This is a genomic window from Paraburkholderia sp. BR10141 (genome assembly GCF_056155635.1).
In genome coordinates this window covers 20,789-45,998 of sequence record NZ_JBMIQH010000016.1, presented here as the reverse complement: position 1 = coordinate 45,998, position 25,210 = coordinate 20,789, and the positions used below count along the sequence as shown (strand labels likewise).

The following is a 25,210-nucleotide window of genomic DNA, read 5'->3' as shown; positions in this document are numbered from 1 at the left end:
GGGCATCGCGCGCGACCACTGCGCCAACGGGGTGCGCCGTATCGCCCATCGCACTGCTGCGGTGCACAACACATCTCGCGCCGAGTTTTTGCGAGGCGCACCCAAAACCCCAACGGGCATGGCTTCGCGGCCAACGGACAAACTGGCACGCACCTTGCTGAACCCTCATGCGCGCCCAGCGATGGCGCGCAATGCACCGATTAACCGTCGAAGACGTCATGCCGACGACCACCGAATCCTCATGCTGCGCGTACTGCTCGTAACCGACACCGACAAGCCTATCGGCGACCTGCGCGACGCGCTCGCCAAGCTCGGCTACGACATGCTCGCCGAGCCCGCCACGCCGCAGGCGCTGCATCGCGTCGTCGAGCGCGAGCGGCCCGACGTCATCATCATCGACACCGAGTCGCCCTCGCGCGACACGCTCGAACAACTCGCGGTGATGAACGCCACCGCGCCGCGCCCGGTGCTGATGTTCAGCCACGACGCCAACCAGCAGTTGATCCGCTCGGCCGTGAATGCGGGTGTGACCGCCTATCTCGTGGAAGGGCTCGCGAGCGAGCGCCTTGCACCGATCCTCGAAGTCGCGCTCGCGCGCTTTGCACAGGAAGCGCAGTTGCGCGAGCGTCTCACGCAGGCCGAAAACGAACTGGCCGAGCGCAAGCTGATCGACCGCGCGAAGCGCATCCTGATGGAGCAACAGAAGCTGACCGAACCCGCGGCCTACGCGGCGCTGCGCAAACGCGCGATGAACGAGAGCGTGAAGCTCGCCGAAGTCGCCCGCCAGATCGTCGCGCTCGCGCAAGCGCAGGAACGACCCGATTGAGCAGGAACGAAGCTCGCCCATGAACGCCACCCCTACCCTCGCCGCGCCCGAGAAAACCCATCTGAAGATCGGCTTCGTGCCGCTCGCCGACGCCGCGCCGCTCGTCGCCGCGAAGCTGCTGGAGTTCGGCCACGCGCACGGCCTCACGCTCGAGCTCTCGCGCCAGCCCTCGTGGGCGGCGCTGCGCGACAAGCTGCTGTCCGGTGAACTCGACGCCGCGCATTCGCTCTACGGCCTCGTCTATGGCGTGCAGCTCGGCCTGGGCGGCCCGCAGACCGACATGGCCGTGCTGATGGTGCTCAACCGCAACGGCCAGGCCATTACGCTCTCGAACCGTCTCTCAGATGCGCTCGCCGAACACGGCTCGCTGCCGCGCGCGCTCGCCACGCTCGCGCGCAAGCCCGTGTTCGCGCAGACCTTCCCCACCGGCACGCACGCGATGTGGCTGTACTACTGGCTCGCTTCGCAAGGCGTGCATCCGCTGATCGACATCGAGAGCGTGGTGATCCCGCCGCCGCAGATGGTGGCCGCGCTCGCCGAAGATCGCCTCGACGGCCTGTGCGTGGGCGAGCCGTGGCCAGGGCTCGCGCAGCAGCGCGGCGTAGGACGCACGATCATCGCGAGCGGGGCGATCTGGCCGGATCATCCCGAGAAGGTGCTCGCCTGCCGGCGCGATTTCGTGGTGCGCCATCCGAACACGGCGCGCGCGCTCGTACAGACGATGCTCGAAGCGTGCCGCTGGCTGGACGGCGAAGGCAATCGACGCGAGATTGCGCAATGGCTCGCGCGCCCGGAGATGCTGGGGGTGGACGCCGCGCTGATCGCGGCACGGCTCGAAGCGGACCCGGCATCACGCGCGCCGGGCATGAAGTTCTTCGAGGAAGGCCGCGTGAACTATCCGCACGAATCCGAAGGCGTATGGTTTCTGACACAGTTCGAACGATGGGGCATGCTCGCGCGCCGAAGCGACTATCGCGAGATCGCGCGCGGCTTGAACCATACCGCGCTGTACGGGCAAGCGGCGGCGGCGATGGGAATCGCGCTGCCGGCAGAGACGGCCACCGCGCCGTTCGTCGATGGACGCGTTTGGGACGGGGAGGACGCGGTGGGGTATGTGGAGGGATTCGGTATCAAGGCGTAAGCGCGGCTGGCCGCGCCCAGCCGCTTACTTCACGACGACCTGCGTGTGCCCCACGACAGGCGGCTTCTCGAAGTACGGGCCGACGAGCCGGCGCCATTCCTGAAAGTCATCGGACTCGCGAAAGTGCACCATGTGATCTTCGACGGTATCCCACTGCACGACGAGCACATACTGGTTCGGCTCTTCCACGCCGCGTTGCAATTCCACGCTGCGGCAGCCGCGTGCGCGATGAAAGAGCGGCAGCGCCTGCGCCACGTTTGCCTCGAATTCGGCGTTCTTGCCTGCGCTCACCGTGATATGCGCCATCTCGTAGACCATCCTGTTCTCCTTGTGATTCGCGTTGATTCGCGTTGATTCGCGTTTGATCCGCCACTGCAGTCAGTGTGTTTTCAGGCGTTCGATGACTTCGTCCGCAATCGCGAGCGAAGCCGTCAGCCCAGGCGACTCGATGCCGTAGAGGTTCACGAGCCCGCTCACGCCGTGCTCGCGCGCGTCCTGGATCGCGAAGTCGCCGCCATGCTTGCCCTCGGCCAGCTTCGGGCGAATGCCAGCATAACCCGGTTGCAGCGCGTCGTCAGGCAGCGCGGGCCAGTAAGTGCGAATCGCCTCGTAGAATTTCGCCGCGCGGCCTGGGTCCACGGTGTAGTCGATCGTGTCGATCCATTCCACGTCCGGACCGAAGCGCGCCTGGCCGCCCAGGTCGATCGTCAGATGCACGCCCAGGCCCCCTTCCTCCGGCACCGGATAGATGAGCCGCGAAAACGGCGCCGCGCCCGCCAGCGAGTAGTAATTGCCCTTCGCGTAGCGCCCCGGCGGAATCGATTGCGCCGGCACGCCTTCGATGCATGCCGCGATCTGCTGCGCGTAGAGGCCCGCACTGTTCACCACGCGCGTGGCGAGCAATTCCATCGGCTCGTCGCCGCCTACCTTGAGGAGCGTCGGCTGGCCCGGCCGCACGAGGCCCCCCGTGACCGGCGAGCAAAACGCGAGCATGCCGCCCGCCGCTTCAAAGTCGCCCTGTAGCGCGAGCATCAAACCGTGGCTGTCGACAATGCCCGTGGAGGGCGATTCGAGCGCCGCCACGCACTCGAGCGCGGGTTCCCGTGCGCGCGCCTCGCCACGGTCGAGCCAGCGCAGGTCGTCCACGCCATTGGCGGCGGCCGCCGCGCGAATCGCGCGCAGCGCATCGAGCTGCCCTTCGTGCGTCGCGACGATGAACTTGCCGCAACGGCTGAACTCCACGCCCTTCTCTTCGCAATACGCGTAAAGCTTGTGCTTGCCTTGCACGCACAGCCGCGCCTTGAGTGAGCCTTGCGGGTAGTAAATGCCCGCGTGTATCACTTCGCTGTTGCGCGAGCTGGTGCCCGTGCCGATGGCGTTTTCCGCCTCGACGAGGACGGTTTCCCAGCCCTGCTGCGCGCACGCGCGCGCAACCGCGAGACCGACCACGCCCGCGCCGATCACGACGCAATCCACCGTATCCGTCATGAAACTTCCTTTCTCGTCACGCGAGTGCTGTTGCGACTGGCGTTATTTTGCCCAATTCGCGAGCCTTTCGTGAAAGGATGCGCACCATGAAAAAACGCCGCCCGATCAGCCGATCGGGCGGCGTCAAACAACTGCCGGAGATGATGAAGCTAGCGGTGCATCAGAAGTGCGTATGCAGGCCCACGCGCGCAACCGCCTGGCTCTGACCGCTCGAAGCGCCGTCCGAGGAGTTCATGCCGTTGATCTGCGCGAGACCGCCCGAGCTGGCGCGCTGGTACACGCCCAGCACGTACACGCTGGTGCGCTTGGAAAGCGCGTAATCGACGATCGCCGCGACCTGGTGCGCGTGATTGTTGTCGACCACGTCGTTGCCCTTCATGTACATGTACGACGCGCCGGCGCTGAGTGCAGGCGTGAAGTTGTAGTGCGCGCCCACCGAGCCCTGATACACCGAGCCGCCGTTGGCCGAGTTGTGCACGGTGGTGAAGAGCGCGTTCGTGATCCAGCCGCCGAAACGGTAGTGCGCGCCGATACCCCAGTTGCGCACGCTCACGTCGCCTTCGCCCGTCACGACGGTCTTGAGGTTCGTATAGGCCGCGTTCACGCCGAAATCATGTGCCGAGTAGTTCAGCGCGAAGCTCGTGCCATTGGCCGTGCCGATCGAACCGGCCACGCCGCCGAAGCTGTACATCGCGCCCGCGCTGAAGCCGCCGAACGTCGGCGACAGATACTTCACCGAGTTGTTGACGGTTTCGCCAGCCATGCGGTCCCAGTCGAACGAACCAGTCGGGTTGTTCGGCAGCGCGAGCTTCCGGAACGGACCTGCGCGGAAATCGTAGAAGTGGCCCGAGAGCTCCGCCGGATCGTTGCCCGCGAAATACAGCGAGTCCGTCATGAAGTCGTACTGGTTGCCGAGCGTGAGCTTGCCCAGCTTGTCGTTGCTCAGACCCAGAATCGACGTACGGCTGAAGAGACTCTTGTTCGGCATGAACGCGCCGTTGTCCACCTGGAACTGGTTGACGAGCTGGAAGAAGGCCTTCGTGCCGCCGCCCAGGTCTTCCGTGCCGGTCATGCCCCACAGGTTCGGGCCGTTCACGCCGTCGTCCATCTTGACGTTGTGCTTGCCGCCCTGGTTGCTCACGTAGGTAATGCCCGTGTCCATCATGCCGTAGAGCGTCACGCTGCTCTGCGCGAACGCCGGTGCAGCACACGCCATCACACCGATGGCCCCCGTAATCGCCCATGCAATCTTTTTGTACTGCTTATGATCCTGCATTCTCCAGGTCTCCTGTTTTGAACAAACATGTTTATTCGAGCATCGAAGGGTAGCGCTCTCGCCGCCCCGAGATCCGGCGAGCCGCAAGCGAGCGCGCGGCATGTGGGGCCACGCGGGTCAAACGCGTTCGAGTGGGCAAAATGCCCACCCGAGCGCAAAAGTCAATCAGGAAATCAAACGGTCGGGCAAACGCTCAGACTGCGTCGGGCACCTTGCGCGTCTTCAGGAACGCTTCGAGGGTTTCGCCGCGCATACTGGCGTACATGCCGAGATTCGTGATCTTCACCACGCGCGCGAACTTCTCGAGCACGAAAAAGCACACGCCGTATTGAATGAGGCCGAGCCAGTCCGTAGCGTCGACGAGCGCGCGCTCCTCGCTGGTGAGCGCGGCGGCGTCGTAGGCGGCCGTGCGGTCGCGCAGCCACAGATCGCGCGCTTGCGGCAGACGCATTTCCCAGAAGAAGCGATTCAGGCGCATGGCCTTCATGCTCTGGCGAATGTCGAAGGGGTAGGTGCCCGTCAGTTCCTCGATGCCAACCAGTTGCGGATTCATTGCTGGCCCTCTTCTTCGTACACCGTGACCGCCATCGCCGTGCTGGTCGCGAGATAGTAGTTGCGATGGACTTCGCGGATCTTGCCGCCCAGCGCCCCGCGCATGGCGAGCCACATGATCGTCTCCACGCTTTCGGCGCCGCCAAGGCGCACGTAGTCCACGTGCTTCATGCGTGCGAGGCGCTCCGGATCGTTCACGATCAGGTCGAGGAACTCCATGTCCCATTCGGTGTTGTTGTAACCGCTGCGCTCGCCGTGCACCTGGTGCGAAAGACCGCCCGTGCCGACCACCACCACGTCGAGATCCTGCTCGAACGATTCGATCGCGCGGCGCAGCGCCTGGCCGATCCGGTAGCAGCGGTTCGCCGTGGGCAGCGGATACTGGAGCACATTCACCTGGATCGGCACCAGCGCCGCGGGCCAGCCGCCTTCGTGCGGCAGCATGAGCGAAAGCGGCGAGTTGCAGCCGTGGTCGAGCGGCTTGTCCTGGAAGATCGTGAGATCGAACTCGTCGTTGACGAGCTGCTCGGCAATATGGATCGCGAGATCGGGGTGGCCCGCGATGTCCGGCAGCGCGCGCTTGCCCGCGCCTTCGTCGGCGAACTCGTGCGTGGCGGAAACGCCCAGCGCGAAGGTGGGATAGCAGTCGAAGAAGAAGCTGTTGGCGTGGTCGTTGTAGAACATCACGAGCGCGTCCGGCTTGCGCTCGGCGAGCCACTTCGCCACCGGTTCGTACCCCTGGAAGAGCGGCGCCCACGCGGGTTCGTTCTGCTTGCCCTTGTCGTACGCCATGCCGATTGTCGGCACGTGCGATGTGCCGATGCCGCCCACTATTCTTGCCATGATCTTGCCCTCTGCTGCTGTTCATGCGGCGCACTCGCGCCGCGCTGGACCCGATGCGTCGGCAGACGCCTTCGATCCATCACTTGGGATACGAAATTACAAAAACGCCGCCCAGACCGTAAGCAAGGGTTAACCACGATTTTTTCCCTTTCCCTCATGAATTCAAGGCTTGTGCGCGCTTGCGCACATTCGGCCGATCGCGCAAACCCGCGCGCCGCAACGGTTTTTGGTATCCTGAAACCCTGTTGCGGGAAGTGCGGCCGATCCGCCCCGGCAACCTCCTCATAAACGAAACAGATATCAAAAGAACGAACTCGCAAGGGCCGCGCGCGCCATACGCCGCGCGCCTCGCCCGCTGCGATTCACGCATGACATGAACGGGACGACCCAGCAAACCATCGTGCAGGCGCTGCGCACGCGCATCCTCTCCGGCGAACTCGAGCCCGGCGAGCGGCTCGTCGAGGCGCAACTCGCCGAGCGCCTCGGCATTTCGCGCACGCCGCTGCGCTATGCGCTGAGTGTGCTCGCCACCGAAGGCCTCGTCGAGCGCTCGGGCGCGCGCGGCTACACCGTGCGGCGCTTTTCGGTGACCGACGTGCTCAACGCCATCGACGTGCGCGGCGTGCTCGAAGGGCTCGCCGCGCGCACGGTCGCCGAGCGCGGCGTGGACCAGGCGCTCGCGCGCGCACTCGAAGACTGTCTGCGCGAAGGCGACGCGATTTTCGCGGCCGGCGTGCTCGACAGCGAAGCGGAAACGCGCTACGCCGCGATGAACGGCCGCTTCCACGCACTGATTGTGGAAGCGGCGCACAATCTTGCGGTGAGTGCCGCGCTCGGGCTCAACGACAAGATTCCATTCGTCTCGCCGGGCACGGTGGTGTTCGACAAGGCCGCGCAGCAGCGTCAGTTCATGATGCTCTCGTATGCGCACCGCCAGCATCACGCCATTGTCGGCGCGCTCGTCAACGGCGAAGGCGCACGCGTCGAGGCGCTGATGAAAGAGCACACGCATATTTCGAAGGAGAGCCTCAATCTTTCGGTCGACCGGCTGCATCTGAGCGCGGTCGACGATGGCGCCGCCGCCGCAGTTGCCATGGTTGCCACGGTCGCCGCATGAGACACGGCGCGTATCCCACCCAAAACGACATGATCGAGCCGTGAGCCAGCCCGAACTCCTGAACCTCGCGCATCTGCGCGCTTTTCGCCTCGTTGCCGACACGGGCAGCGCCACGCGCGCCGCTTCGGCCTTGTATCGCGCGCAATCGGCCGTCACGCGCTCGGTGCAGGAACTGGAGACGGCGCTGGGCGCGCCGCTCTTCGAGCGCAAACCGTCGGGCATGCTGCCCACGGCCGTGGGCCGCGTGGTGCTCGAGCGCTGCGCGCGAATTTTTGGCGAACTGGAAGAACTCGCGCAGTGGTGCTCAGCGCGCCAGGCGCGCCGGCGCGCGTTGAGCGAAGGCACGCTTCCCGCGTATCTGCTCAACACCCGGCGGCTGCAGCTATTCGTCGCTCTCGCGCGGCACCGCCATATGCCGAGCACGGCCAATGCATTCGGCATCAGCCAGCCCGCCGTGAGCAGCGCCATGCGCGTGCTCGAAAGCGGCTCGGGTGTCACGCTCTTCCATCGCGGACCGCGCGGCGTGCTGCTCACGGCCGAGGGCGAGACCTTCCTGCTGCACGTGCGGCGCGCGCTCAACGAACTGCGTCACGTACCCGACGATATTGCGGCGCTGCACGGCAATATCCAGGGCGCGGTGACCGTGGGCGCGCTGCCATTGGGCCGCACGCTGATCCTGCCGGCCGCGATCGCGCGCCTTTCCGCGCAGCATCCGGGCGTGCGCGTCGTGACCGACGAAAGCGCGTATGAACTGCTCGTGGCGGGCCTGCGCGCGGGCGACGTGGACTTCGTGCTCGGCGCGCTGCGCGAAAACGATGCGGCAAGCGGCCTCGGCAACGAACGATTGATGTCGGAAGACATGGTCGTGCTCGCGCGGCGCGATCATCCATTCGCGAAAAAGCATGGCCTCACGCTCAACGATCTGCGTGATGCTCAATGGATACTTTCACGCACGCATTCGCCTTCGCGCGGGCTGCTCGAAGCGCAGTTCCGCCGCGTGAAGCTCAAGCCGCCCCTGCCCACCGTCGAAACCGCCGATCTCGCCGTGATTCGCGGGTTGCTGCTTGGCACGGACATGATCACGGCGCTCTCGGCGCAGCAGTTGCACTACGAAATCGAATCGGGCCAGTTGGTGATTCTCGACGTGCCGCTGCAGCACACACGCCGCGATATCGGGCTGACACTGCGCGCGCAGGGCTCGCCCTCGCCTGCGGCACGCGCGCTGATCGACGCGATCCGGCTCGCGGTGATGGAGGTTGCGCCCGCAACGCGTGTGGTGGAGGGCCGGCGCGCGGGGTGAATCCGCAAGCCCATGAGACGATCGTCAGCGAGAATCGAAAGTCCGTAGTGCAAAGCGTTGCGCTCGTTCAGTCCAGGCGCTTTTCGAACCAGTGATGAGCATACGGTTCGGCGTTGAATGCATCGACTTCGACGAATCCAGATTGCCTGTATAGCGATATCGCCTCACACAGCGTTCGATTCGTCTCCAGACGAATAACGCGCGCCTTGGCCTGGCGGGCACGTTTCTCCGCCTCGACGATCAAGCGGCGGCCGACGCCCATACCGCGTGCGGAAGGACTCACCCACATTCTCTTGAGTTCGGCCGCGGACTTCTTGTGGAACTTCAGCGCGACACAGCCGATCGGGTCGCCATGGAGTCTTGCGACGATTAGCGCGCCTGCCGGCGCCGTCAGTTCGACAGCATCTGCCGACAGGCTCAGGGACGGGTCGAATCCGGCTTCAAAACGCTGGTCGAGTTCGCTGAAGTACTGTTCGAAGCACCACCGCGCGTCACTGCTGTCCGGGTCCTCGAGCGCAAAATGCACGAGCGATGCCTGCAGCAAACGTTCGACCTCGAACATGGCTTCGACCAGTCGCTGACGCTGTTTCTCTCCGAGAGGTTCGAGCACGCGTAACGCGACCGCGTCGGAGAGCCGTTCGAGTTCAGCCCTTTCGACGAGACCCGCCTCAGTCAGGCAAGCCCGGCGAACCCGGCGGTCTTTCGAATCGGTGAGGACAACGACCAGTTTTTGCCGCTCGAGCGACGCCAGCGTACGGCTGACATAACCCGAATCAAGACTCAGCCGCGCGCGCAGCGTACGGATATCCGCCCCTTCGACACCGATCTCCCATAGCAGGCGCGATTCACCCATCGGGCGGCCTCGTCCGAGGAAATGATCGTCGATAGCGCCGATGCTTTCCGCGACGATGCGGTTAAACCGACGAATCTGAGGAATCGAGGACGCGCTCATATCTCTGACTCTAGTCAGAGATATCGAATCCGTCAACCGCGCATGCGTTGCCCGCTCGTCGAGTCAAACAAATGCGATGCCAGGGTTAACCTCGATAAATATATGCATAACGCACGCCGTAATAGTGGAGATGAGAACGCTAACGTTTGCGCAGAGACTACGAGCAGGCAGGAACCACGAACTCGCTAACCGGAGTCATTGCGCCCGCATCGCGCTCGCAGCCTTCGTCACCGCCCTCGCGGGATGCGGAAATGCCGTTTCGGATTCGGACATCCAGTTCGTCACGGCCGCCATGCCGGCGCAGTTCGAGGCGTTCCGCATGTACGGCGCGGTCCCCTTTCGCGACGGCTCACCCGGTTTGTCTGCTCATGCGCCAGCCAGGCTCCAGCAGGGCTGCGAGGCGGTCGTTCGTTCGGCGAAGGGCAGCTTTCGCGAGTCGGTGGTCCTCGACAGCGAATCGGCCGAGTACTTCGAACTCGATGTCTCGCGTACGCCCGACGGATGGACTGTGACAACCGACAGCCTTGCCGCACCGAGCGGCAACTCCGTGGGACTTCGCACCCAGTTCACGAACTGCCTGACCGCAATCAAGGACAAGCTTCGGGCCCAGCCGGAGCGGGTACAGTGAGCCATGCTCCCGCATGGCGAACGGGCAGCGTCCGTCCACAAGCAACGCCATGCCCGTTATGAAAGCGCTCTCGCGGCAAGCGAGTTAGCGCGCGGCCGGTCAATCCAGCGACGGCCCAATCTGCGCTGCGAGCGAATCGACCGGGCGTCTGCCTGCCATGGCTACCTCGATGCCCTGATCGGCAAATGCCTGCGCGATGGCCGTGCCGATCTTGCCGAGCCCGATGATTGCATAGCTAATTGCACCCTCCATTCGTATTCCTGAATAACAGGAAATCACTTTGGCCGATTGTGTGCATCGGTTGTCAGACCTGGCCGATGCCGCCGTCATTCATCAGATCCGCGCCCGTCATATACGAACTCTGTTCGGAGGCGAGAAAGAGTGCCGCGCTGGCCATCTCCTCGGCGCGGGCGAGTCGACCGAGCGGGACCATGCTTTTGTACATGCTCACCAGATCCTCGCGCGTCGCCGACTGGGCGTCGAGTATCGGCGTGTCGGTGACGCCAGGACTGAGCATGTTGACGCGAATGCCGCGATCCTTGAATTCGGCGGCCCAGGTGCGCGCATAGGAACGCAACGCGGCCTTGGTCGCCGCGTAGGCCGTGTGCCCGGGAATGCCCATGACGTGCATGGCCGAAGAAACCAGGATGATCGATCCGCCCCCTGTCATCATCGGCAGCAGCTTCTGCACCAGAAAGACGGGGCCGCGCGCCATGAGGTTGAATGCCTTGTCGAAATGCTCCGGGGTGATGGTGTCGATCGAAGCCTGCTCGGTAAAACCCGCGTTCGACACGATGATGTCCACGACACCCTTTTCTTCCCTGACCGCCGCGGCGACGCGGTCGAGGTCATCGAGGTTCGCGGCGTCGGCCTGAATCGCAGTCACGTTGCGTCCGATCAGTTTGGCAGCCTCTTCGAGCGGACCTTGCCTACGGCCAAAGATAAAGACGTGCGCGCCTTCGGCGACGAACCGCTGGGCAATCGCCAAGCCGATACCTGTCGTTGCGCCGCTAATGACGGCGACCTTGCCTGTGAGAGTCGACATTGAAATTCCTGCTTGTTGGTGAACGGAATCGACATCGTAATTGCCGCCCCAACGAATGATAATCAGCGGAGTTATCATGAGATCTATTCTTCGAGGGAATGGGTCTCACGAGAGACATGCAATGGATCGATTTCACGAATTGAACGCCTTCATCGCCGTTGTCGAAGCGGGCGGCTTTTCCGCAGCGGCGCGTAGAACCGGCGATTCACAGTCCGCCATCAGCAAGGCGATCGGTGCGCTGGAAAAACGCCTCGGCGTGCAGCTATTGAACCGCAGCACACGCAGCGTGACTCTCACTGATCAAGGGCAGAAATACTACGAGCGCACCAAGCCGTTGCTCGACGAAATCGAGGTAGCCGACAACGAACTGAGCAGCAGCACGCTCGATGTCTCGGGCCTGGCCCGCATCGCCGCCGCCTCGACGTTCGGCCGCCTGCACGTTCTCCCGCTCATTCCCGAACTGCTGTCGCGCCATCCTGGTCTTCGGGTCGATCTCGTGTTGTCGGATTTCGTTCGCGATATGGTGGAGGATCGAATCGATCTCGCGATTCGCGTGGGTACCATCAACGATCCAGATTCGGTCGTGCGGAAAATCGCGAGCACCCCGCTGGTCTGCGTGGGATCGCGCCGCTATTTCGAGCAGCACGGCATACCGAAGGATCCTGCGGAACTCGCGAGGCACAATTGCCTCGTCTATGGCGGTCTGATGGAATCGGCGAACTGGCCGTTTCATGGGCCGCAAGGGCGCTTCAACGTGCCGGTCCAAGGCAACCTGTCGTCCAATAGCGTCGAGACGATACGATCGGCCGTGCTCGCGGGTGTGGGAATCGGCCTCTTCGCGAAGCTCTCGCTCTCCGCCGAACTCGAGCATCCCGACATCGTCACCGTGCTGGACGACTTCATTGGGGACGCCCGTGATGTCAGCATCGTCTGGCCGAGCCGTCGCTTCGTGCCTGCGCGCGTGCGCCGGATCACCGACTTTTTTGCGGATGCCCTACCGCAGCGCTTGTAGAAGCGCGACGGCCTCGAACGCAAGAGATCAGGCAACGCTCGCGAGCTGCGGGCGTCGAGTGCCTGCGTCGTTCGACATCGATTCGCGCACGTGGCGCGCGAATTCCTGCGCCGCGGGCTGAACCGTCGCGGGCAATCGCAGGCAGATCGCGAACGGTGGCAGCGCGGGCAAGCCGGTTGCTTGAGGCGCGAGCGTCTCGAGGTCGGCCGGCACCGTGGAGGCGAGCCAGGTCGTGATCGCGAGGCCCGCACGCACCGTCGCAGCGGTCGCCTCGATGTTGCCGCTCTCGAATACCGTGCGCCACGCAATGCCCTCCTCCGCAAGCGCGCCGAGCACGACCGGCCGGAAGGCACATCGCTCGTCCACCATCGACAGCGGCAACGGCCGCTTCTGCCAGGCATCGCTGCCGCGCCCCTTGACCCACACCAACGGCTCGATGCGGACGACTTCGCCTTCGGCTTCGCTCTCGACATATTCGACCAGCGATATATCCACGCGGCCGCTATGCACCGCTTCGCTCAATTCCGGCGACGCCGCACACACGAGCGAAATCTCCACTTGCGGATGCGCATCGGCGAACGCCTTCATCGCCGGGGCGAGCGGTGTCACGAGATCGTATGGCACGCCCACGCGCAGGCTGCCGCGCAGTGATCCGCCCGTCATATCGGCCCAGATTTCGTCGTTCAACTGCAGCAGCTGGCGCGCCTTCACGAGAAATGACTCGCCATGGCGCGATAGCTCCAGCTTGCGCGTCTTGCGCACGAACAGCAGGCAATCCAGCACGTCTTCGAGACGCTTCACCTGCTGGCTCACGGCGCCTTGCGTCATATGCAGCAGATTCGCGGCGACCGTCATGCTGCCGCTGTCGGCGACGGCAACAAAGGTGCGGATCAGATCGAGGTCGAGGTTTCGGCTCATGGATGCATTATGCCGCGTAATGAATCGCATCAGGATTATTGCCTTTGATGATGCGTCGGCGATCAGTACAGTGCAAGTTTCATTCTTCCGGATCTGCACCGATGACCTCGATCCTGCCGCTTCTCCTGTTTGTCGTCATTGCGACCGTGACGCCCGGCGGCGCCACCACGCTCGCCACCGCTTCGGGTGCGCGCTTCGGTTTCGCGCGTTCGATTCCGCTGATGCTCGGCATCGCGATCGGCCTGGCTGTGCTCGCCGCCGTCGCCGGGCTCGGCCTGGGCGGTCTGCTGCTCGCGCTGCCGTCGCTGCAAACGGCGGTCAAGGCAGTCGGCTCCGCGTATCTGCTGTGGCTCGCGTGGCGCATCGCGCGCAGCGGGCCGCCGAACGCAGGTAACGGCCCCGCGCACCCCATCACGCTCGTCAACGGATTCCTGCTGCTATGGCTCAACCCGAAAAGCTGGGCGATGACGATCGGCGCCGCGGCGTCGTTCGCGCTGCTCGCAAGCAGTCCGAACCGACTCGCGCTGCTGCTCAGCGCTGCGTTCGGCGTGGCCGCATGCGTCTCGCTCGCGCTGTGGTGTGCGCTTGGCGTGCTGCTCGCCCGCCTCTTTCGCACGCCGCGCCATTGGCGCATCCTTAACCTTGCGATGGGCGTACTGCTCGCCGCATCCGTCATTCCAGCATGGAGATAACGATGTCTGGTCATCCGTTTGCCGAATCGTTCGACCTCGAAGCCGCATTCGCCGGCGTGTCCGATTACTGGTCGCCGAAAGTCGTCGCCCAGGTCAACGATCAGTACGTGAAGGTCGCCAAAGTGCGCGGGCAGCTCGTGTGGCACGACCACGAGCACGAGGACGAACTGTTCTTCGTCGTGCGCGGGCACCTGAAAATCGAGTATGAGGACGGGCGTGTCGTCGATCTGCCCGCGGGCTCGATGCACGTCGTGCCGCGCGGCACGCTGCACAATCCCGTCGCAGAGGACGAATGCTGGGTCGTGCTGATCGAGCCCGTGCAGACATTGCATACCGGGCGCGTGGAATCGCCGTTGACGAGGACGATCGACGAGCAGTTGGGCCAAGCGCGCTGAGGCGGCCTGGCCCGCGGACATCGACATCGCCGCTTCAAACAAACACCTTTTGCAGCCGACTGGGTTGAGCGCGAAGATACTGCTTCGGCGCCCTGACCTGGGCTCCGAAGTGAGCGGCAGCGTGCCATGGCCAGCGCGGGTCGAAAAGCACCGCTCGGGCCAGCGCGATCAGATCGGCGTCTCCCGTGCTGAGGATGGATTCGGCTTGTTCGAACTCGGTGATCATGCCGACGGCGATGACAGGGAGCGTCGTCGCCTGCTTCACGGCCCGTGCGAAGGGAACCTGATAGCCGGGCCCGACGGGAATTTGCGCGGCGGGGTTCGAGCCGCCACTCGAGACATTGATCGCGGCGCAGCCCCTGGCCTCCAGTGCGTGGACAAAAGCGATCGCGTCGTGCACGGACCACCCGCCGTCCATCCAGTCCGTCGCGGAGATCCGCATCGTCACGGGGCGATCGTGCGAAAACGCGTCTCGCACGGCTTCGAAGACCTCGAGTGGAAAGCGCATGCGGTTTTCCAGCGAGCCGCCGTACTCGTCGTCCCTGTGGTTCGAGAGCGGCGAAAGGAATTGATGGAGCAGATACCCGTGCCCACCGAGGATTTGAATGAAGTTCAGGTCGAGCCGTGAGGCGCGTTGCGCGGCGGCCGCGAAGGCATCGCGAATCGCGGCCAGTCCGCTGCGGTCCAGGGCAGTGGGTGGTGTCTCACCGGCCGCGAAAGCAACCGGGGATGGGCCGTAGGTGTTCCAGCCGTTTGCGCGACCATGAGGAATCTGTGCGCCGCCGTCCCATAACTTCTGCCGCGAGCCTTTTCGGCCGGCATGGTTGAGCTGGATCCCAATCGGCGTGTCGGACCAGCGCCGAACGCTCTGCAGCACGCGCGCCATGGCGAATTCGCTCTCGTCGGAATAGAGCCCTACGTCGCCGTAACTCGTGCGCCCCCCGGGGGTGACCGCCGTCCCCTCGATGGTGAGCGCCGCCGCACCGGAAAGCGCCAGTTGGCCGAGATGAATCAGGTGCCAATCGTTCATCAGCCCTTCTTCGGCCGAGTACTGGGCCATCGGGGCGATCACGATCCGGTTGGCGAGGTTCAGGTTGCCGATCTGTATCGGCGTGAACAGCATTGGATGGCTCGAACCGGTGCCAGTCGTGGCGCCGCTATTCGCGGCGACTTTGCCTGCGGGTGTGGACATGAAAATCTTCTGCCGGGTGATGAGTGACAGGTAGATCGTAGTGGCCACATGACGGAGCGATAATTCGCAGATTCTTCATAAGCCCGATTCCCGACGAGAATAGCCATGAGCGGCAGCATGCGGCCGCGTCAGAGCGGTTATGCTGTGCGTCAACGCAGGAGGCATGCATGGCAGAAACGTGGCAATTCCAGGTCCGCATCACCGTCGTGCCCGAGTTGGCCGATGCGCTGCGGGACAACCGCTCCTACGCGGGGCGCGACTTACTCGAAGCCGTCTTGCGCGATCACGACGCCTCCTTGAAGTGCCAGTTCGACGCATTCGCCGATTATGTCGAAGAGGCGGAACGCGCCGGGCGGGAACGTTATCCGCTATATCAATGGACGAAAGAGACGATCGCCAATCCAGCGAAAAAGGCGAAGTACCTGAAGTCGTTCGCGATATACGTTCGCGGTGAAGCGGTCTACGACAGGGAAAGCGCCGACGGGCTGTATGCTCGGCTCTCGGCCCTCGCTGACCAGCTGGGCATCGAAAGCGTGAACCGGTTCGACACGAACCCGGCCAACAATCCGCAGCCGCCCGCGCGCACGTGAGACAGACACCGGTTCTGCCGCATCGCACCATTGCCCCGGGCCACCAGGCGCTTTGTACTTGCGCCAGATAGCACAGAAAAATATGCCCCAGCCTGCAGACGGCATTCGTTAGAATCTATTTTCGTCGCGACAACAAACCCATCTGCATGGGTGCAGCAGCATCGAATCGCACATGCTGCTCACCTTGTTCATCCTTTATCGGAGGCGAGCGTGTCAGGTTTACTTCCCAATGTCGACCGCGAGGGACTCCTCGAATATTCAGTGGTTTACACCGACCGCTCGATCAATCACATGTCGCAGCTCTTTCAGGGCGTCATGCGGGATATCTCCAGCTCCCTGAAAAAAGTCTACAACGCGAAGTCGGTCGTGATCGTCCCAGGCAGCGGGACTTTCGGCATGGAAGCCGTTGCCCGGCAGTTCGCGACGAACAGGAAGTGCCTCGTCATTCGCAATGGCTGGTTCAGTTTCCGCTGGTCGCAGATTTTCGACATGGGCAGCATTCCCTCTGAATCGATCGTGTTGAAGGCGCGCCCGGTCGAACAGGGAAGGCAGGCCGCCTATGCGCCGCCCCCGGTCGAAGAAGTCGTCGCGGCGATCAAGGAGAACAAGCCCGATCTGGTCTTTGCGCCGCATGTCGAAACCGCATCCGGAATGATGCTGCCCGATGCGTATCTGCGCGCGGTGGCCGACGCCGTGCATGCCGTAGGCGGCATGTTCGTACTCGACTGCATCGCCTCCGGTACGGTCTGGGTCGACATGGAGAAAAGCGGCGTCGATATCCTGATCAGCGCACCGCAAAAGGGCTGGAGCGCGTCACCCTGTTGCGCGCTCGTCATGCTCGGGCCGCTCGCGCGCGAACGGATCGACGCAACGACCAGCACCAGCTTCGCCTGCGATCTTCGCAAGTGGCTGCAGATCATGGAAGCCTATGAGAGCGGCGGATTCGCTTACCACGCGACCATGCCCACGGACAGTCTCGCGACGCTGCGCGACGTGATCAAGGAAACCGAGGCATACGGCTTTGACAAGGTAATGGTGGAGCAGCTCGAACTCGGCAAGCGTATTCGCTCGCTGCTCGCGAGCAAGGGTTTCCGAAGCGTCGCGGCCGAAGGTTTCGAGGCACCGGGCGTCGTGGTCAGCTATTCGGACGACGACGGCATACGATCCGGCAAGAAGTTCGCCGATGCCGGCGTGCAGATCGCGGCTGGCGTTCCCCTCCAATGCGACGAGCCTGAAGACTTCAAGACCTTCCGTATCGGGTTATTCGGCCTCGAAAAACTGCATGACATCGAAGGCACGGTCGCGAGGTTCGCGAAGGCGTTGGACCGCATTCTTTAACCCGCTTCGTCAGGTCATCGCGAAGCGAAACGAGCGCCCTTGCGGCGCTCGTTGTCGGCGCCTCGTGTGAAGTCAAACGCTGCGGACTCAGGCGTCTGCCGGCGTGTCGACGTAGCGCAGACCCTTTTCGGCCAGGCGCTCGCGCATGCCGTAATAGTCGAGGCCGAGCGTGCCGCCCGCGAGCACCGCGCGCGTCTTTTCTTCCTTGGCGAGGCGCGCCTGGGTCGCTTCCACGACCTTCGCAACGGTGGCGAACGGCACCACGACCACGCCGTCGTCGTCGGCCACGATGACGTCGCCCGGATGCACGATCTGCTGCGCGCACACCACCGGCACGTTCACCGAACCGAGCGTTTCCTTCACCGTTCCTTGCGCCGAAACGGCCTTCGACCACACCGGGAAGTCCATCGCCTTCAGAGCGCGCACGTCGCGGCAACCCGCGTCGATGATCAGGCCGCGCACGCCGCGCGCCGCGAGCGAGGTGGCGAGCAGCTCGCCGAAGTAGCCATCTTCGCAAGGCGAAGTGGGTGCAGCCACCACCACGTCGCCTTCGCGACACTGCTCCACGGCCACGTGCAGCATCCAGTTGTCCGAGGGCGGCATGAGCACGGTCACGGCCGAGCCCGCGATCGCGGCGCCCGAATAAATGGGCCGCAGATACGTGGCGAGCAGGCCGAGACGGCTTTGCGCCTCGTGCACGGTGGCCGTGCCGGCTTCCTTGAGGATTTCGATGTGACGCGCGTCGGCGCGCGGAATCTGGGTGACGACGACACCACGTTTCATGACAGATCTCCCACCACTGCGGGCGTCAGGCGCATATAGCCTTCCGCGTATTGAATGTCGCGCTTCGCCGTAATGCCGATGTTGCGCTTGGCCTGCACGCCGCGCTGTTGCGCGACACGCGTGTAGTACTCCCAAAGGTGTTCCTGGCCCGCCATGCATTCGATGGCGCGGCGTTTCACGTCCCACACTTCGGTGATGTCGAGGAACGTGTTCGGAATCCACTCGCACTGCTCGGTCTGGTGCGGTTCGAATGCGTAGACCGGCGGCGCGCCGACGATCTTCTGCCCCGGATTGTGGCCTTCGGCCTGGGCGATGATGCGCGCTTCCTGCGCCACGTGCATCGCGAGCGGATGATCGAAGTTGTACGGGTCTTTCTGCGAATGGCTCAGCACGAACGCGGGCTGCACGTCGCGATAAACGTCGACGAGGCGCAGAAGCGCTTCATCGGAAACGCGCAGCGGGTAATCGCCCAGATCGAAGAACTCGCACTCCGCGCCCAGAATCTCGGCGGCGGCGAGCGCCTCCTCGCGGCGCGCGGCCTTCACTTTCTCGATGGTCATGTCGGGGCCCTTGCGCCAGAGCTTCGCAGACTCGCCGCGCTCGCCAAACGAGAGACACACCACCTTCACGCGATAGCCGTTCTTCTTGTGCAGGGCAATCGCACCGCCCGCGCGCCATACGAAATCCGCGCTGTGTGCGCTCACCACGAGCATCGATTTTTCAGTCATTTCCGGTTCACCAGACGTCGAACATCACGAAGCCTCATTGTAGGTTTGAGCGCGCCGTGCGAACCAACGAAAGGACTGCCGAAAGGCATCGAATCTGCTTATCGGCGCCGCATGGAACGCGCCTCGAAAACGGGCCAGGCCGCGTCTTGCCCATGCGGCGTCAAGCGTCGCGCTGTGCATTGGTTGAGCGCGCAACGACGCTGGACGACGCCGCGCGTTCGCGCGGCGCACGCAAACCTTGTGCCCCCGAATTTCCCAAGCTTTCGTTGCGCCCACATCGAATGCCCGACACTGAAATTGTTGCGTAAACGCCGAATACACCTACTGACAGCAATATTTAAATAACACGCATTCTCATTTGCAATACAATCCGCATACTTTTCCGGGCCGCTCATGGGGCCAGCTCCGCGAGCCCTGTCTGGCCGGCAAAGCATAACCATTCGCCCGGAGCCTGCGCACAGCGCCAAGGCATCACGAGGCGCCAGCGCTACCTTCGCTACGACCTTTTTTATGTCCGCATCCCGTCTGCACCCGCCTTTCAATTTGCCTTCGCATTTCCCCGCTTCCCGGGTTGCGATCCTCGCCGCCATCGCCGTCGCGTTCAGCCTGCCCGCCGCGGCGTTCGCGCAAACCGCCGACGCGCCCGCCGCAGCGAGCGGCGCCGCCGCAACCGGTAGCGCCAGCAACGCCACGCTGCCCACCGTGAAGGTGCAGGCGTCCCAGGAAACGCTGCCGGGCGACCTGCAGCCGACCTTTGGCGGCGGCCACGTGGCGCGCGGCGGCGATTTCGGCGTGCTCGGTTCGCAGAAGAACATCGACGTGCCGTTCAGCATGACGACGTACACCGCGAAGCTGATCGAGGACCAGCAGGCGCGCACCATTGCCGATGTGCTCTCGAACGATCCGGCCGTGCGCACCGCCTACGGTTACGGCAACTTCCAGGAGGTATACGTCATTCGCGGCTTCACGCTCGACAGCGACGATATCTCGCTCAACGGCCTGTACGGCATCACGCCGCGCCAGCTCGTCGAGACGGCTGCGCTCGAGCGCGTGGACATCTTCAAGGGCGCGAGCGCATTCCTGAACGGCGCGGCGCCCAACGGCACCTCGATCGGCGGCAGCGTGAACCTGCAACTGAAGCGCGCCGACGACAAGCCGCTCACGCGCGTGACGCTCGAAGGCAGCGCCTCGGGCGAGTTCGGCACGCATATCGACGTGGGGCGCCGCTTCGGCGACAACGACCAGTTCGGCATTCGCGTGAACCAGTACAACCGCGACGGCGAAACAAGCATCGACAGCGAAATGCGCCGCGCCAACCAGACGGCCGTGGCGCTCGACTGGCGCGGCGAGAAGCTGCGTCTCGAAGGCGACTTCATGTATCAGCGTCAGCACGTTTCGGACGGCCGCCCCGTCGTCTATGTGCTCGGCGACGAAATTCCGGGTGTGCCCTCGGCGACGCACAACTACGCGCAGACCTGGTCGTATAGCGACGCGGAAGACACCGTCGGCATCCTGCGCGCCGAATACGACTTCCTGCCCGGCTGGACCGCGTATGTGACGGGCGGCGTGCGCCACACGAACGAGCACGGCGAATACTTCTCGCCCTACTACACCGATCCCACGACCACCACCGGCTCGCGCCTGGGCGTCGTGCGCAAGGAAGGCGCGACCTCGGCGGAAACGGGCGTGCGCGGCCACTTCAACACCGGTCCGGTGAGCCACTTCGTAACCGCGGGCGCCTCGATCGTGCGCGTGGAAACGCAGTCGGGCTGGACGCTTTCCAATTCGTTCCCGACCAGCCTCTACAGCGGCGTGCAGGTGCCGTATCCGGCGACGGCCTATCAGGCCGGCATGGACGGCAACCCGCCGATCACGGCACTGAACCTGATGCGCAGCGTCTCGGCCTCGGACACGCTCGGCTTCTTCCACGACCGCGTGCTGTTTACGGTGGGCGTGCGTCACCAGGAGATCCTGTCGAACGGCTACTCGTCGTCGACGCTGCTGCAGACCTCGAACTACAACGACTCGATCACCACGCCGCTGTTCGGCCTCGTCGTCAAGCCGTGGGAGAACGTCTCGATCTACGCGAACCGCAGCGAGTCGCTTTCGGCGGGCGGCATTGCGCCTCAGGGCACGACGAACTACGGCGACCAGCTCGCGCCGGAGCGCACGAAGCAGTATGAAGTGGGCGCGAAGTACGACAACGGCAAGTACGGCGCGCAGCTCGCGCTGTTCCAGCTCGAAAAGCCGCAGACCTACACCAACAGCGCGGGCGCCTATGTGGCCAACGGCAACGAGCGCCATCGCGGCGTGGAAGCGTCGGTGTTCGGCGAGGTGTACAAGGGCGTGCGTCTGATCGCGGGCGCAACCTGGATCAACGCCGTGCAACTCGACACCGACGGGGGGTCGACCGACGGCAAGACCCCGGTAGGCGTGCCGAGCTTCCTGCTCAACCTGGGCGCCGAATACGACGTGCCCGGGGTGCAGGGCCTCACGCTTTCGGCACGCTGGACGCATACGGGTCCGCAGTATTTCGATGCGGCCAACACCATGTCGATCAAGGCGTGGGACACCGTGGACATCGGCGCGCGCTATGCGACGAACGTGTTCGGCCGTCCGACTACGTTCCGCGCCAATGTTTATAACCTCGCCAACAAGGCGTACTGGTCGTCGACCAACGGTGGCTATCTGACGATGGGCGCGCCGCGTACCGTGTTGTTCTCGATGACGACGGACTTCTGACCGGCGATCGTCAGCGCGTAGCTAGACGGACGAAGGGCCGGGCAGTTCATCTGCCAGGCCCTTTTTGCCTTTGGCGCATGTGTATGGGCGATCGACGTTTGCTACCCGCCCACCACCGTGATCGCAAACCCGTCCCAGCCTTTGCTGCCCACCGTCTGCACAGCCGTGGTCGCAAGCCGCCTGTCGTTTCCAAGCATGTCAAAGTAGCGACGCAAGCCGACCACATCGTCCTCGTGATGCGCGGGGTCGGCCACGCGCCCTTCGCGCACCACGTTATCGGCCACGATCACCGTACCCGGGCGCGAAAGCTGCAGCACGCGTTCGAGGTAATTCGGGTTGTTGCTCTTGTCCGCGTCGATAAACACGAAGTCGAACGGCGGCACGGCTTGCGCGATGAGCGCATCGAGCGATTCGAGCGCGAGGCCCGTCATGACCGTCACCTTCGCATCGAGCCCCGCCCGCGCGATGTTGGCCCGCGCAACGGCCGCGTTTTCCGGGCTGAATTCGAGCGACACCATCGCGCCGTCATCGGGCAGCGCGCGAGCGAGCCAGATCGCGCTATAGCCGCCCAGCGTGCCGATTTCGAGGATGCGCCGCGCGCCCTGGATGCGCGCGAGCAGATGCAGAAACTTGCCCTGATTCGGTGCCACGTTGATCGCGCGAAGGCCCGCTTTGGCGCTTGCGGCGAGCGCGCCGTCGAGCGCATCATCGGGACCGATCAGCCGCTCGCAGAACCAGTCGTCCACTGCTTGCCACGTTTGCTCGTTCATTACCCTGCTCCGCTTCTGGATCTGAGCCGCCGAGATTACCTCACCGCTCGCGACACTGCACATGCGCGAGGTGGCTGCATGCCCCATCGATTCGACGTCCTTAGTAATTGAATGGACCGGAGGGCCGGCTTTTGGCGCACCATCTCCGGCGACCGCGTTGCGCGCTCGCAACGCCACCGCCTTTCGTTGCGCGCGCAGGAATTGTCAATCGCGCCGACCCGCCAGCCCAATCCGAGCGCCCAACTGTCAAACCGGCCGTCAGGCCGCGCCAGCCCGTCATCTGCGCGCTTTACGCAACGGGCATAAACACGCGCATTCATAGGGCGCGATCCTTGGCTCTCCGCTAAACTCCACCACACATTGACGCCGTTTCGAGATAACGCTTGGCGGCACCACGCCGCCAATAACCATAGCCGCTGTCTTTGCAAGATAAAGACAGCCACTGCGAAGAAAACAAAGGGCTGTTGCGATGCGACTCTCCGTTCAAGTTGGGCTGGGCGCGCTCGTCGCCGGATTACTGCTGGGGGCGAGCCTTTTCGCGGTGGACAAATCGGCTGTCGCCGCTACGCAGACGACAAAGGCGGCGGGAGCAAGCGACGTTCCCGCCTCCGCTCCCGCCGCAGCGCCAGTTACGGCCTCCGCTGCGGCCGCTGCTTCCGCCCCTGTGACGGGGCCCGTTGTCATCCAGACGGCACCGGGCTCCGTCATTCCCGAGCCTGCCGCTTCGACGCCGCTCGGGCAGCCGCGCACGCGCACGTTCACGTTGCGCCAGATGGGTGCGTATGGGCCGATCCCGCTGCGCGGCCTCGATCCCACCGGCGGCATGAATGTAGACGTTCGCACCGACGAAGTCGTGACCAGCGCAAAGCTCAAGCTCGTCTACACCTACTCGCCCTCGCTGATCTTTTCGCTTTCGCATCTCAGGGTGTTTGTGAACGGTGAAGTCGTCGCGACGATTCCGCTCGTGAAGGAGACGGCCGGGCAACTCGTGACGAGCGAGATCGATCTCGATCCGCGCCTTTTCACCGACTACAACCGCATCACCGTGCAGATGATCGCGCACTACACGCTCGATCATTGCGAGGATGCCTATCATTCGAGCCTCTGGGCCGACATCAGCCCCGACACGTCGCTCACGCTCAACACGGCGGGCATCGTTCTGCCCGACGACCTCGGGCTCTTGCCTGTGCCGTTCTTCGACCGCCACGACAACCGCCTCGTGCGCGTGCCCTTCGTACTCGCCGCCAACGCGGGCGTGCCCGTGTTGCACGCGGCGGGCGTCGTCTCGTCGTGGCTTGGCGCGCTCGCGAGCTATCGCGGCTCGCGCTTTCCGGTCTCGCGCACCGTGCCGCCCGACGCCAACGCCATTGCGCTCGTGCTGCCGGGCCAGGTGCCGGAGGGGCTGAACCTGCCGGAAATCAAGGGCCCCACGGTCTCGGTCATGGCGAACCCAGCCGCCGATCCGCAGTCGGGCCGCAAGCTCCTCGTGCTCGCGGGCCGCACGCCCGAGGAACTGCTGAACGCCGCCTACGCGGTCGCGCTCGGGCAGGCCGGCATGGCCGGCAACAGCGTGATGGTGAAGTCGATCGATCTCGGCCCGGCGCGCAAGCCCTACGACGCGCCGAACTGGGTGCCCACCGACCGCCCCGTGCTGTTCCGCGAGCTGGTGACGGACCCGCAGCAGCTCCAGGTATCGGGTTACAACCCGCCCGCGATCCGCGTGAATCTGCGCGTGCCCGCCGACCTCTATGCGTGGGCGCGGGGCAACGTGCCGCTCGACATCCGCTATCGCTACACGGCGCCTTCCGCATGGAACGACTCGGTGCTCAACGTGAGCATCAACGATCAACTCGTGCGCTCGCAACGGCTGCGTCCCGTCACGCGCGCCTCCGACGAAGCGCGCATCAACGTGCCGCTGCTTTCGGGCTCGGACACCCGTTCATCAACGAATCTGGAAATCCCCGCGTTCCGCGTGGGCAGCGACAACCAGTTCCAGTTCCAGTTCCATATCGATTCGCAGAAGACGGGGCTGTGCACCTCGACTGCCAACGATGTTGCGCGCGCGGCCGTCGATCCCGACTCGGTCATCGACTTCAGCGGCTTCGCGCACTACACGTCGCTGCCCAACCTCGCCTACTTCGCGAACAGCGGCTATCCGTTCACGCGCATGGCCGACCTCTCCGACACGGCCTTCGTGATTCCGGACCAACCCGACACGAAGGATCAGGAAGCCGTGCTCACGCTGCTCGGCCACATGGGCCAGTGGACGGGCCTCCCCTCGCTGCGCCTGACGATCGTGCCCGCCAGCCAGGTGGACAGCGTGCGCGACAGCAACCTGCTTGTGATCGGTTCGGGCTCGGGCGCGCAACTGCTCGAGAAGTGGGGCAATGACCTGCCGCTTCTCATCGAGCGCGGCAAGACCGAGGTGACCACGCGCGACCAGCGCAGCGGCTGGCCCGGCTGGCTCGGCGGCACCGAGGACGAGGACCCGACGCCGTCGGGCCGCTCGATCGTTACGCTCGGCGGACCGATGGCGGCGCTGATCGCCTTCGAGTCGCCGCTCAAGTCAGGCAGGAGCGTGGTGGCGCTCGCCGCGACTTCGTCGGCGCAGTTCGGCGACGTGCTCGACGCGCTCCAGGACGGCGGCAAGATCTCGCAGATGCACGGCGATCTCACGCTCGTGCGCGAAGGCCAGGTGGAGGGCCTGCGCGTGGGCAACCGCTATTTTGTCGGCGATCTGCCGTGGTATGCGCGCGCCTGGGTGTTTATCTCGCGCTACCCGGCACTGATGGCGCTCGCGGGCATTCTGGCCGGTCTGATCGTTGCGCTCACCGTGTTCTGGGCGCTCGGCCGCATGGCCTCCCGCCGCTCCGGGACCTGAC

Annotated in this window: 25 protein-coding genes; 12 read left to right on the top strand and 13 right to left on the bottom strand. The window is 64.3% G+C overall.

Features of this window, described 5'->3' with window-relative positions; translation table 11 throughout:
• Positions 1-241 precede the first annotated feature (241 nt).
• Together ACOJB8_RS21990 and ACOJB8_RS21985 are read left to right on the top strand one after the other, a co-directional pair.
• Positions 242-826, top strand: a complete 585-nt coding sequence (locus tag ACOJB8_RS21990; protein ID WP_069265976.1) for an ANTAR domain-containing response regulator — start codon at positions 242-244, stop codon at positions 824-826.
• A 19-nt stretch (positions 827-845) separates the two neighbouring features.
• Entirely contained in the window at positions 846-1,967 is a 1,122-nt protein-coding gene (locus ACOJB8_RS21985; protein ID WP_475014174.1) for a CmpA/NrtA family ABC transporter substrate-binding protein, read from the top strand.
• A 24-nt stretch (positions 1,968-1,991) separates the two neighbouring features.
• On the opposite strand, the gene ACOJB8_RS21980 is transcribed toward ACOJB8_RS21985, so the two are convergent.
• The 5 genes from ACOJB8_RS21980 to ACOJB8_RS21960 form a co-directional block, all read right to left on the bottom strand.
• Complete coding sequence (locus tag ACOJB8_RS21980) at positions 1,992-2,285, bottom strand: antibiotic biosynthesis monooxygenase family protein (RefSeq protein WP_028202455.1); 294 nt, start codon at positions 2,283-2,285, stop codon at positions 1,992-1,994.
• Positions 2,286-2,345: 60 nt separating this feature from the next.
• Complete coding sequence (locus ACOJB8_RS21975) at positions 2,346-3,455, bottom strand: NAD(P)/FAD-dependent oxidoreductase (protein ID WP_342949070.1); 1,110 nt, start codon at positions 3,453-3,455, stop codon at positions 2,346-2,348.
• A 160-nt stretch (positions 3,456-3,615) separates the two neighbouring features.
• Positions 3,616-4,671 (bottom strand): porin, encoded by a 1,056-nt coding sequence (locus tag ACOJB8_RS21970; RefSeq protein WP_475014327.1) that lies wholly within the window; start codon positions 4,669-4,671, stop codon positions 3,616-3,618.
• Between the two features lie 253 nt (positions 4,672-4,924).
• Positions 4,925-5,284, bottom strand: a complete 360-nt coding sequence (locus ACOJB8_RS21965) for a protocatechuate 3,4-dioxygenase (RefSeq protein WP_324157852.1) — start codon at positions 5,282-5,284, stop codon at positions 4,925-4,927.
• Positions 5,281-6,126, bottom strand: a complete 846-nt coding sequence (locus ACOJB8_RS21960; RefSeq protein ID WP_069265777.1) for a gallate dioxygenase — start codon at positions 6,124-6,126, stop codon at positions 5,281-5,283. The genes ACOJB8_RS21965 and ACOJB8_RS21960 overlap by 4 nt, the downstream gene beginning before the upstream one ends.
• Positions 6,127-6,499: 373 nt before the next feature.
• Between ACOJB8_RS21960 and ACOJB8_RS21955 the strand changes: the two genes are divergently transcribed.
• Both ACOJB8_RS21955 and ACOJB8_RS21950 read left to right on the top strand, forming a co-directional pair.
• Positions 6,500-7,243, top strand: coding sequence for a GntR family transcriptional regulator (locus ACOJB8_RS21955; RefSeq protein WP_069265776.1), 744 nt, complete (start codon positions 6,500-6,502; stop codon positions 7,241-7,243).
• A 40-nt stretch (positions 7,244-7,283) separates the two neighbouring features.
• Entirely contained in the window at positions 7,284-8,543 is a 1,260-nt protein-coding gene (locus ACOJB8_RS21950) for a LysR family transcriptional regulator (RefSeq protein ID WP_475014172.1), read from the top strand.
• A gap of 67 nt (positions 8,544-8,610) precedes the next feature.
• Here ACOJB8_RS21950 and ACOJB8_RS21945 read toward each other — a convergent pair whose 3' ends face one another.
• Positions 8,611-9,495 (bottom strand): bifunctional helix-turn-helix transcriptional regulator/GNAT family N-acetyltransferase, encoded by an 885-nt coding sequence (locus tag ACOJB8_RS21945; protein WP_475014170.1) that lies wholly within the window; start codon positions 9,493-9,495, stop codon positions 8,611-8,613.
• 130 nt (positions 9,496-9,625) lie between these two features.
• Between ACOJB8_RS21945 and ACOJB8_RS21940 the strand changes: the two genes are divergently transcribed.
• Complete coding sequence (locus tag ACOJB8_RS21940; RefSeq protein WP_475014169.1) at positions 9,626-10,123, top strand: hypothetical protein; 498 nt, start codon at positions 9,626-9,628, stop codon at positions 10,121-10,123.
• A gap of 99 nt (positions 10,124-10,222) precedes the next feature.
• Here the strand turns inward: ACOJB8_RS21940 and ACOJB8_RS21935 are convergent, their stop codons facing one another.
• Together ACOJB8_RS21935 and ACOJB8_RS21930 are read right to left on the bottom strand one after the other, a co-directional pair.
• A complete protein-coding gene (locus ACOJB8_RS21935) occupies positions 10,223-10,375 on the bottom strand; it encodes an NAD(P)-binding domain-containing protein (RefSeq protein ID WP_370684288.1) in 153 nt (50 codons plus the stop codon).
• A 52-nt stretch (positions 10,376-10,427) separates the two neighbouring features.
• Complete coding sequence (locus ACOJB8_RS21930; protein ID WP_069265773.1) at positions 10,428-11,168, bottom strand: SDR family NAD(P)-dependent oxidoreductase; 741 nt, start codon at positions 11,166-11,168, stop codon at positions 10,428-10,430.
• Between the two features lie 121 nt (positions 11,169-11,289).
• Here ACOJB8_RS21930 and ACOJB8_RS21925 point away from each other — a divergent pair, with 121 nt between their 5' ends.
• Positions 11,290-12,180, top strand: a complete 891-nt coding sequence (locus ACOJB8_RS21925; RefSeq protein ID WP_069265772.1) for a LysR substrate-binding domain-containing protein — start codon at positions 11,290-11,292, stop codon at positions 12,178-12,180.
• 27 nt (positions 12,181-12,207) lie between these two features.
• Here ACOJB8_RS21925 and ACOJB8_RS21920 read toward each other — a convergent pair whose 3' ends face one another.
• Complete coding sequence (locus tag ACOJB8_RS21920; RefSeq protein ID WP_368602354.1) at positions 12,208-13,098, bottom strand: LysR substrate-binding domain-containing protein; 891 nt, start codon at positions 13,096-13,098, stop codon at positions 12,208-12,210.
• 101 nt (positions 13,099-13,199) lie between these two features.
• On the opposite strand from ACOJB8_RS21920, the gene ACOJB8_RS21915 reads away from it, so the two are divergent.
• Together ACOJB8_RS21915 and ACOJB8_RS21910 are read left to right on the top strand one after the other, a co-directional pair.
• Entirely contained in the window at positions 13,200-13,790 is a 591-nt protein-coding gene (locus ACOJB8_RS21915) for a LysE family translocator (protein ID WP_069265770.1), read from the top strand.
• 2 nt (positions 13,791-13,792) lie between these two features.
• Positions 13,793-14,185, top strand: a complete 393-nt coding sequence (locus ACOJB8_RS21910) for a cupin domain-containing protein (protein WP_069265769.1) — start codon at positions 13,793-13,795, stop codon at positions 14,183-14,185.
• A gap of 34 nt (positions 14,186-14,219) precedes the next feature.
• Here ACOJB8_RS21910 and ACOJB8_RS21905 read toward each other — a convergent pair whose 3' ends face one another.
• Positions 14,220-15,308: an oxidoreductase gene (locus ACOJB8_RS21905; RefSeq protein ID WP_141710732.1), complete on the bottom strand. Its 1,089-nt coding sequence runs from the start codon at positions 15,306-15,308 to the stop codon at positions 14,220-14,222.
• Positions 15,309-15,544: 236 nt separating this feature from the next.
• Here ACOJB8_RS21905 and ACOJB8_RS21900 point away from each other — a divergent pair, with 236 nt between their 5' ends.
• Together ACOJB8_RS21900 and ACOJB8_RS21895 are read left to right on the top strand one after the other, a co-directional pair.
• On the top strand, positions 15,545-15,967 hold the full coding sequence (locus ACOJB8_RS21900; protein ID WP_475014165.1) for a hypothetical protein: 423 nt from the start codon (positions 15,545-15,547) through the stop codon (positions 15,965-15,967).
• 210 nt (positions 15,968-16,177) lie between these two features.
• Positions 16,178-17,305, top strand: a complete 1,128-nt coding sequence (locus ACOJB8_RS21895; protein WP_406952045.1) for an aminotransferase class V-fold PLP-dependent enzyme — start codon at positions 16,178-16,180, stop codon at positions 17,303-17,305.
• Positions 17,306-17,392: 87 nt separating this feature from the next.
• Here ACOJB8_RS21895 and ACOJB8_RS21890 read toward each other — a convergent pair whose 3' ends face one another.
• Both ACOJB8_RS21890 and ACOJB8_RS21885 read right to left on the bottom strand, forming a co-directional pair.
• The gene (locus ACOJB8_RS21890) at positions 17,393-18,088 is read right to left on the bottom strand and encodes a 4-carboxy-4-hydroxy-2-oxoadipate aldolase/oxaloacetate decarboxylase (RefSeq protein WP_069265766.1); all 696 of its coding nucleotides are present in this window, start codon (positions 18,086-18,088) and stop codon (positions 17,393-17,395) included.
• Positions 18,085-18,816 (bottom strand): PIG-L deacetylase family protein, encoded by a 732-nt coding sequence (locus ACOJB8_RS21885; RefSeq protein WP_368707530.1) that lies wholly within the window; start codon positions 18,814-18,816, stop codon positions 18,085-18,087. Before ACOJB8_RS21885 ends, ACOJB8_RS21890 begins: the two co-directional genes overlap by 4 nt.
• Before the next feature lie 510 nt (positions 18,817-19,326).
• Here ACOJB8_RS21885 and ACOJB8_RS21880 point away from each other — a divergent pair.
• Positions 19,327-21,558: a TonB-dependent receptor gene (locus ACOJB8_RS21880; protein WP_406952012.1), complete on the top strand. Its 2,232-nt coding sequence runs from the start codon at positions 19,327-19,329 to the stop codon at positions 21,556-21,558.
• Positions 21,559-21,659: 101 nt separating this feature from the next.
• Here the strand turns inward: ACOJB8_RS21880 and ACOJB8_RS21875 are convergent, their stop codons facing one another.
• Positions 21,660-22,328 (bottom strand): O-methyltransferase, encoded by a 669-nt coding sequence (locus ACOJB8_RS21875; protein ID WP_475014163.1) that lies wholly within the window; start codon positions 22,326-22,328, stop codon positions 21,660-21,662.
• Positions 22,329-22,797: 469 nt separating this feature from the next.
• Between ACOJB8_RS21875 and bcsB the strand changes: the two genes are divergently transcribed.
• Positions 22,798-25,209, top strand: a complete 2,412-nt coding sequence (bcsB, locus tag ACOJB8_RS21870; protein ID WP_475014162.1) for a cellulose biosynthesis cyclic di-GMP-binding regulatory protein BcsB — start codon at positions 22,798-22,800, stop codon at positions 25,207-25,209.
• The last annotated feature ends 1 nt before the right edge of the window (position 25,210 follow it).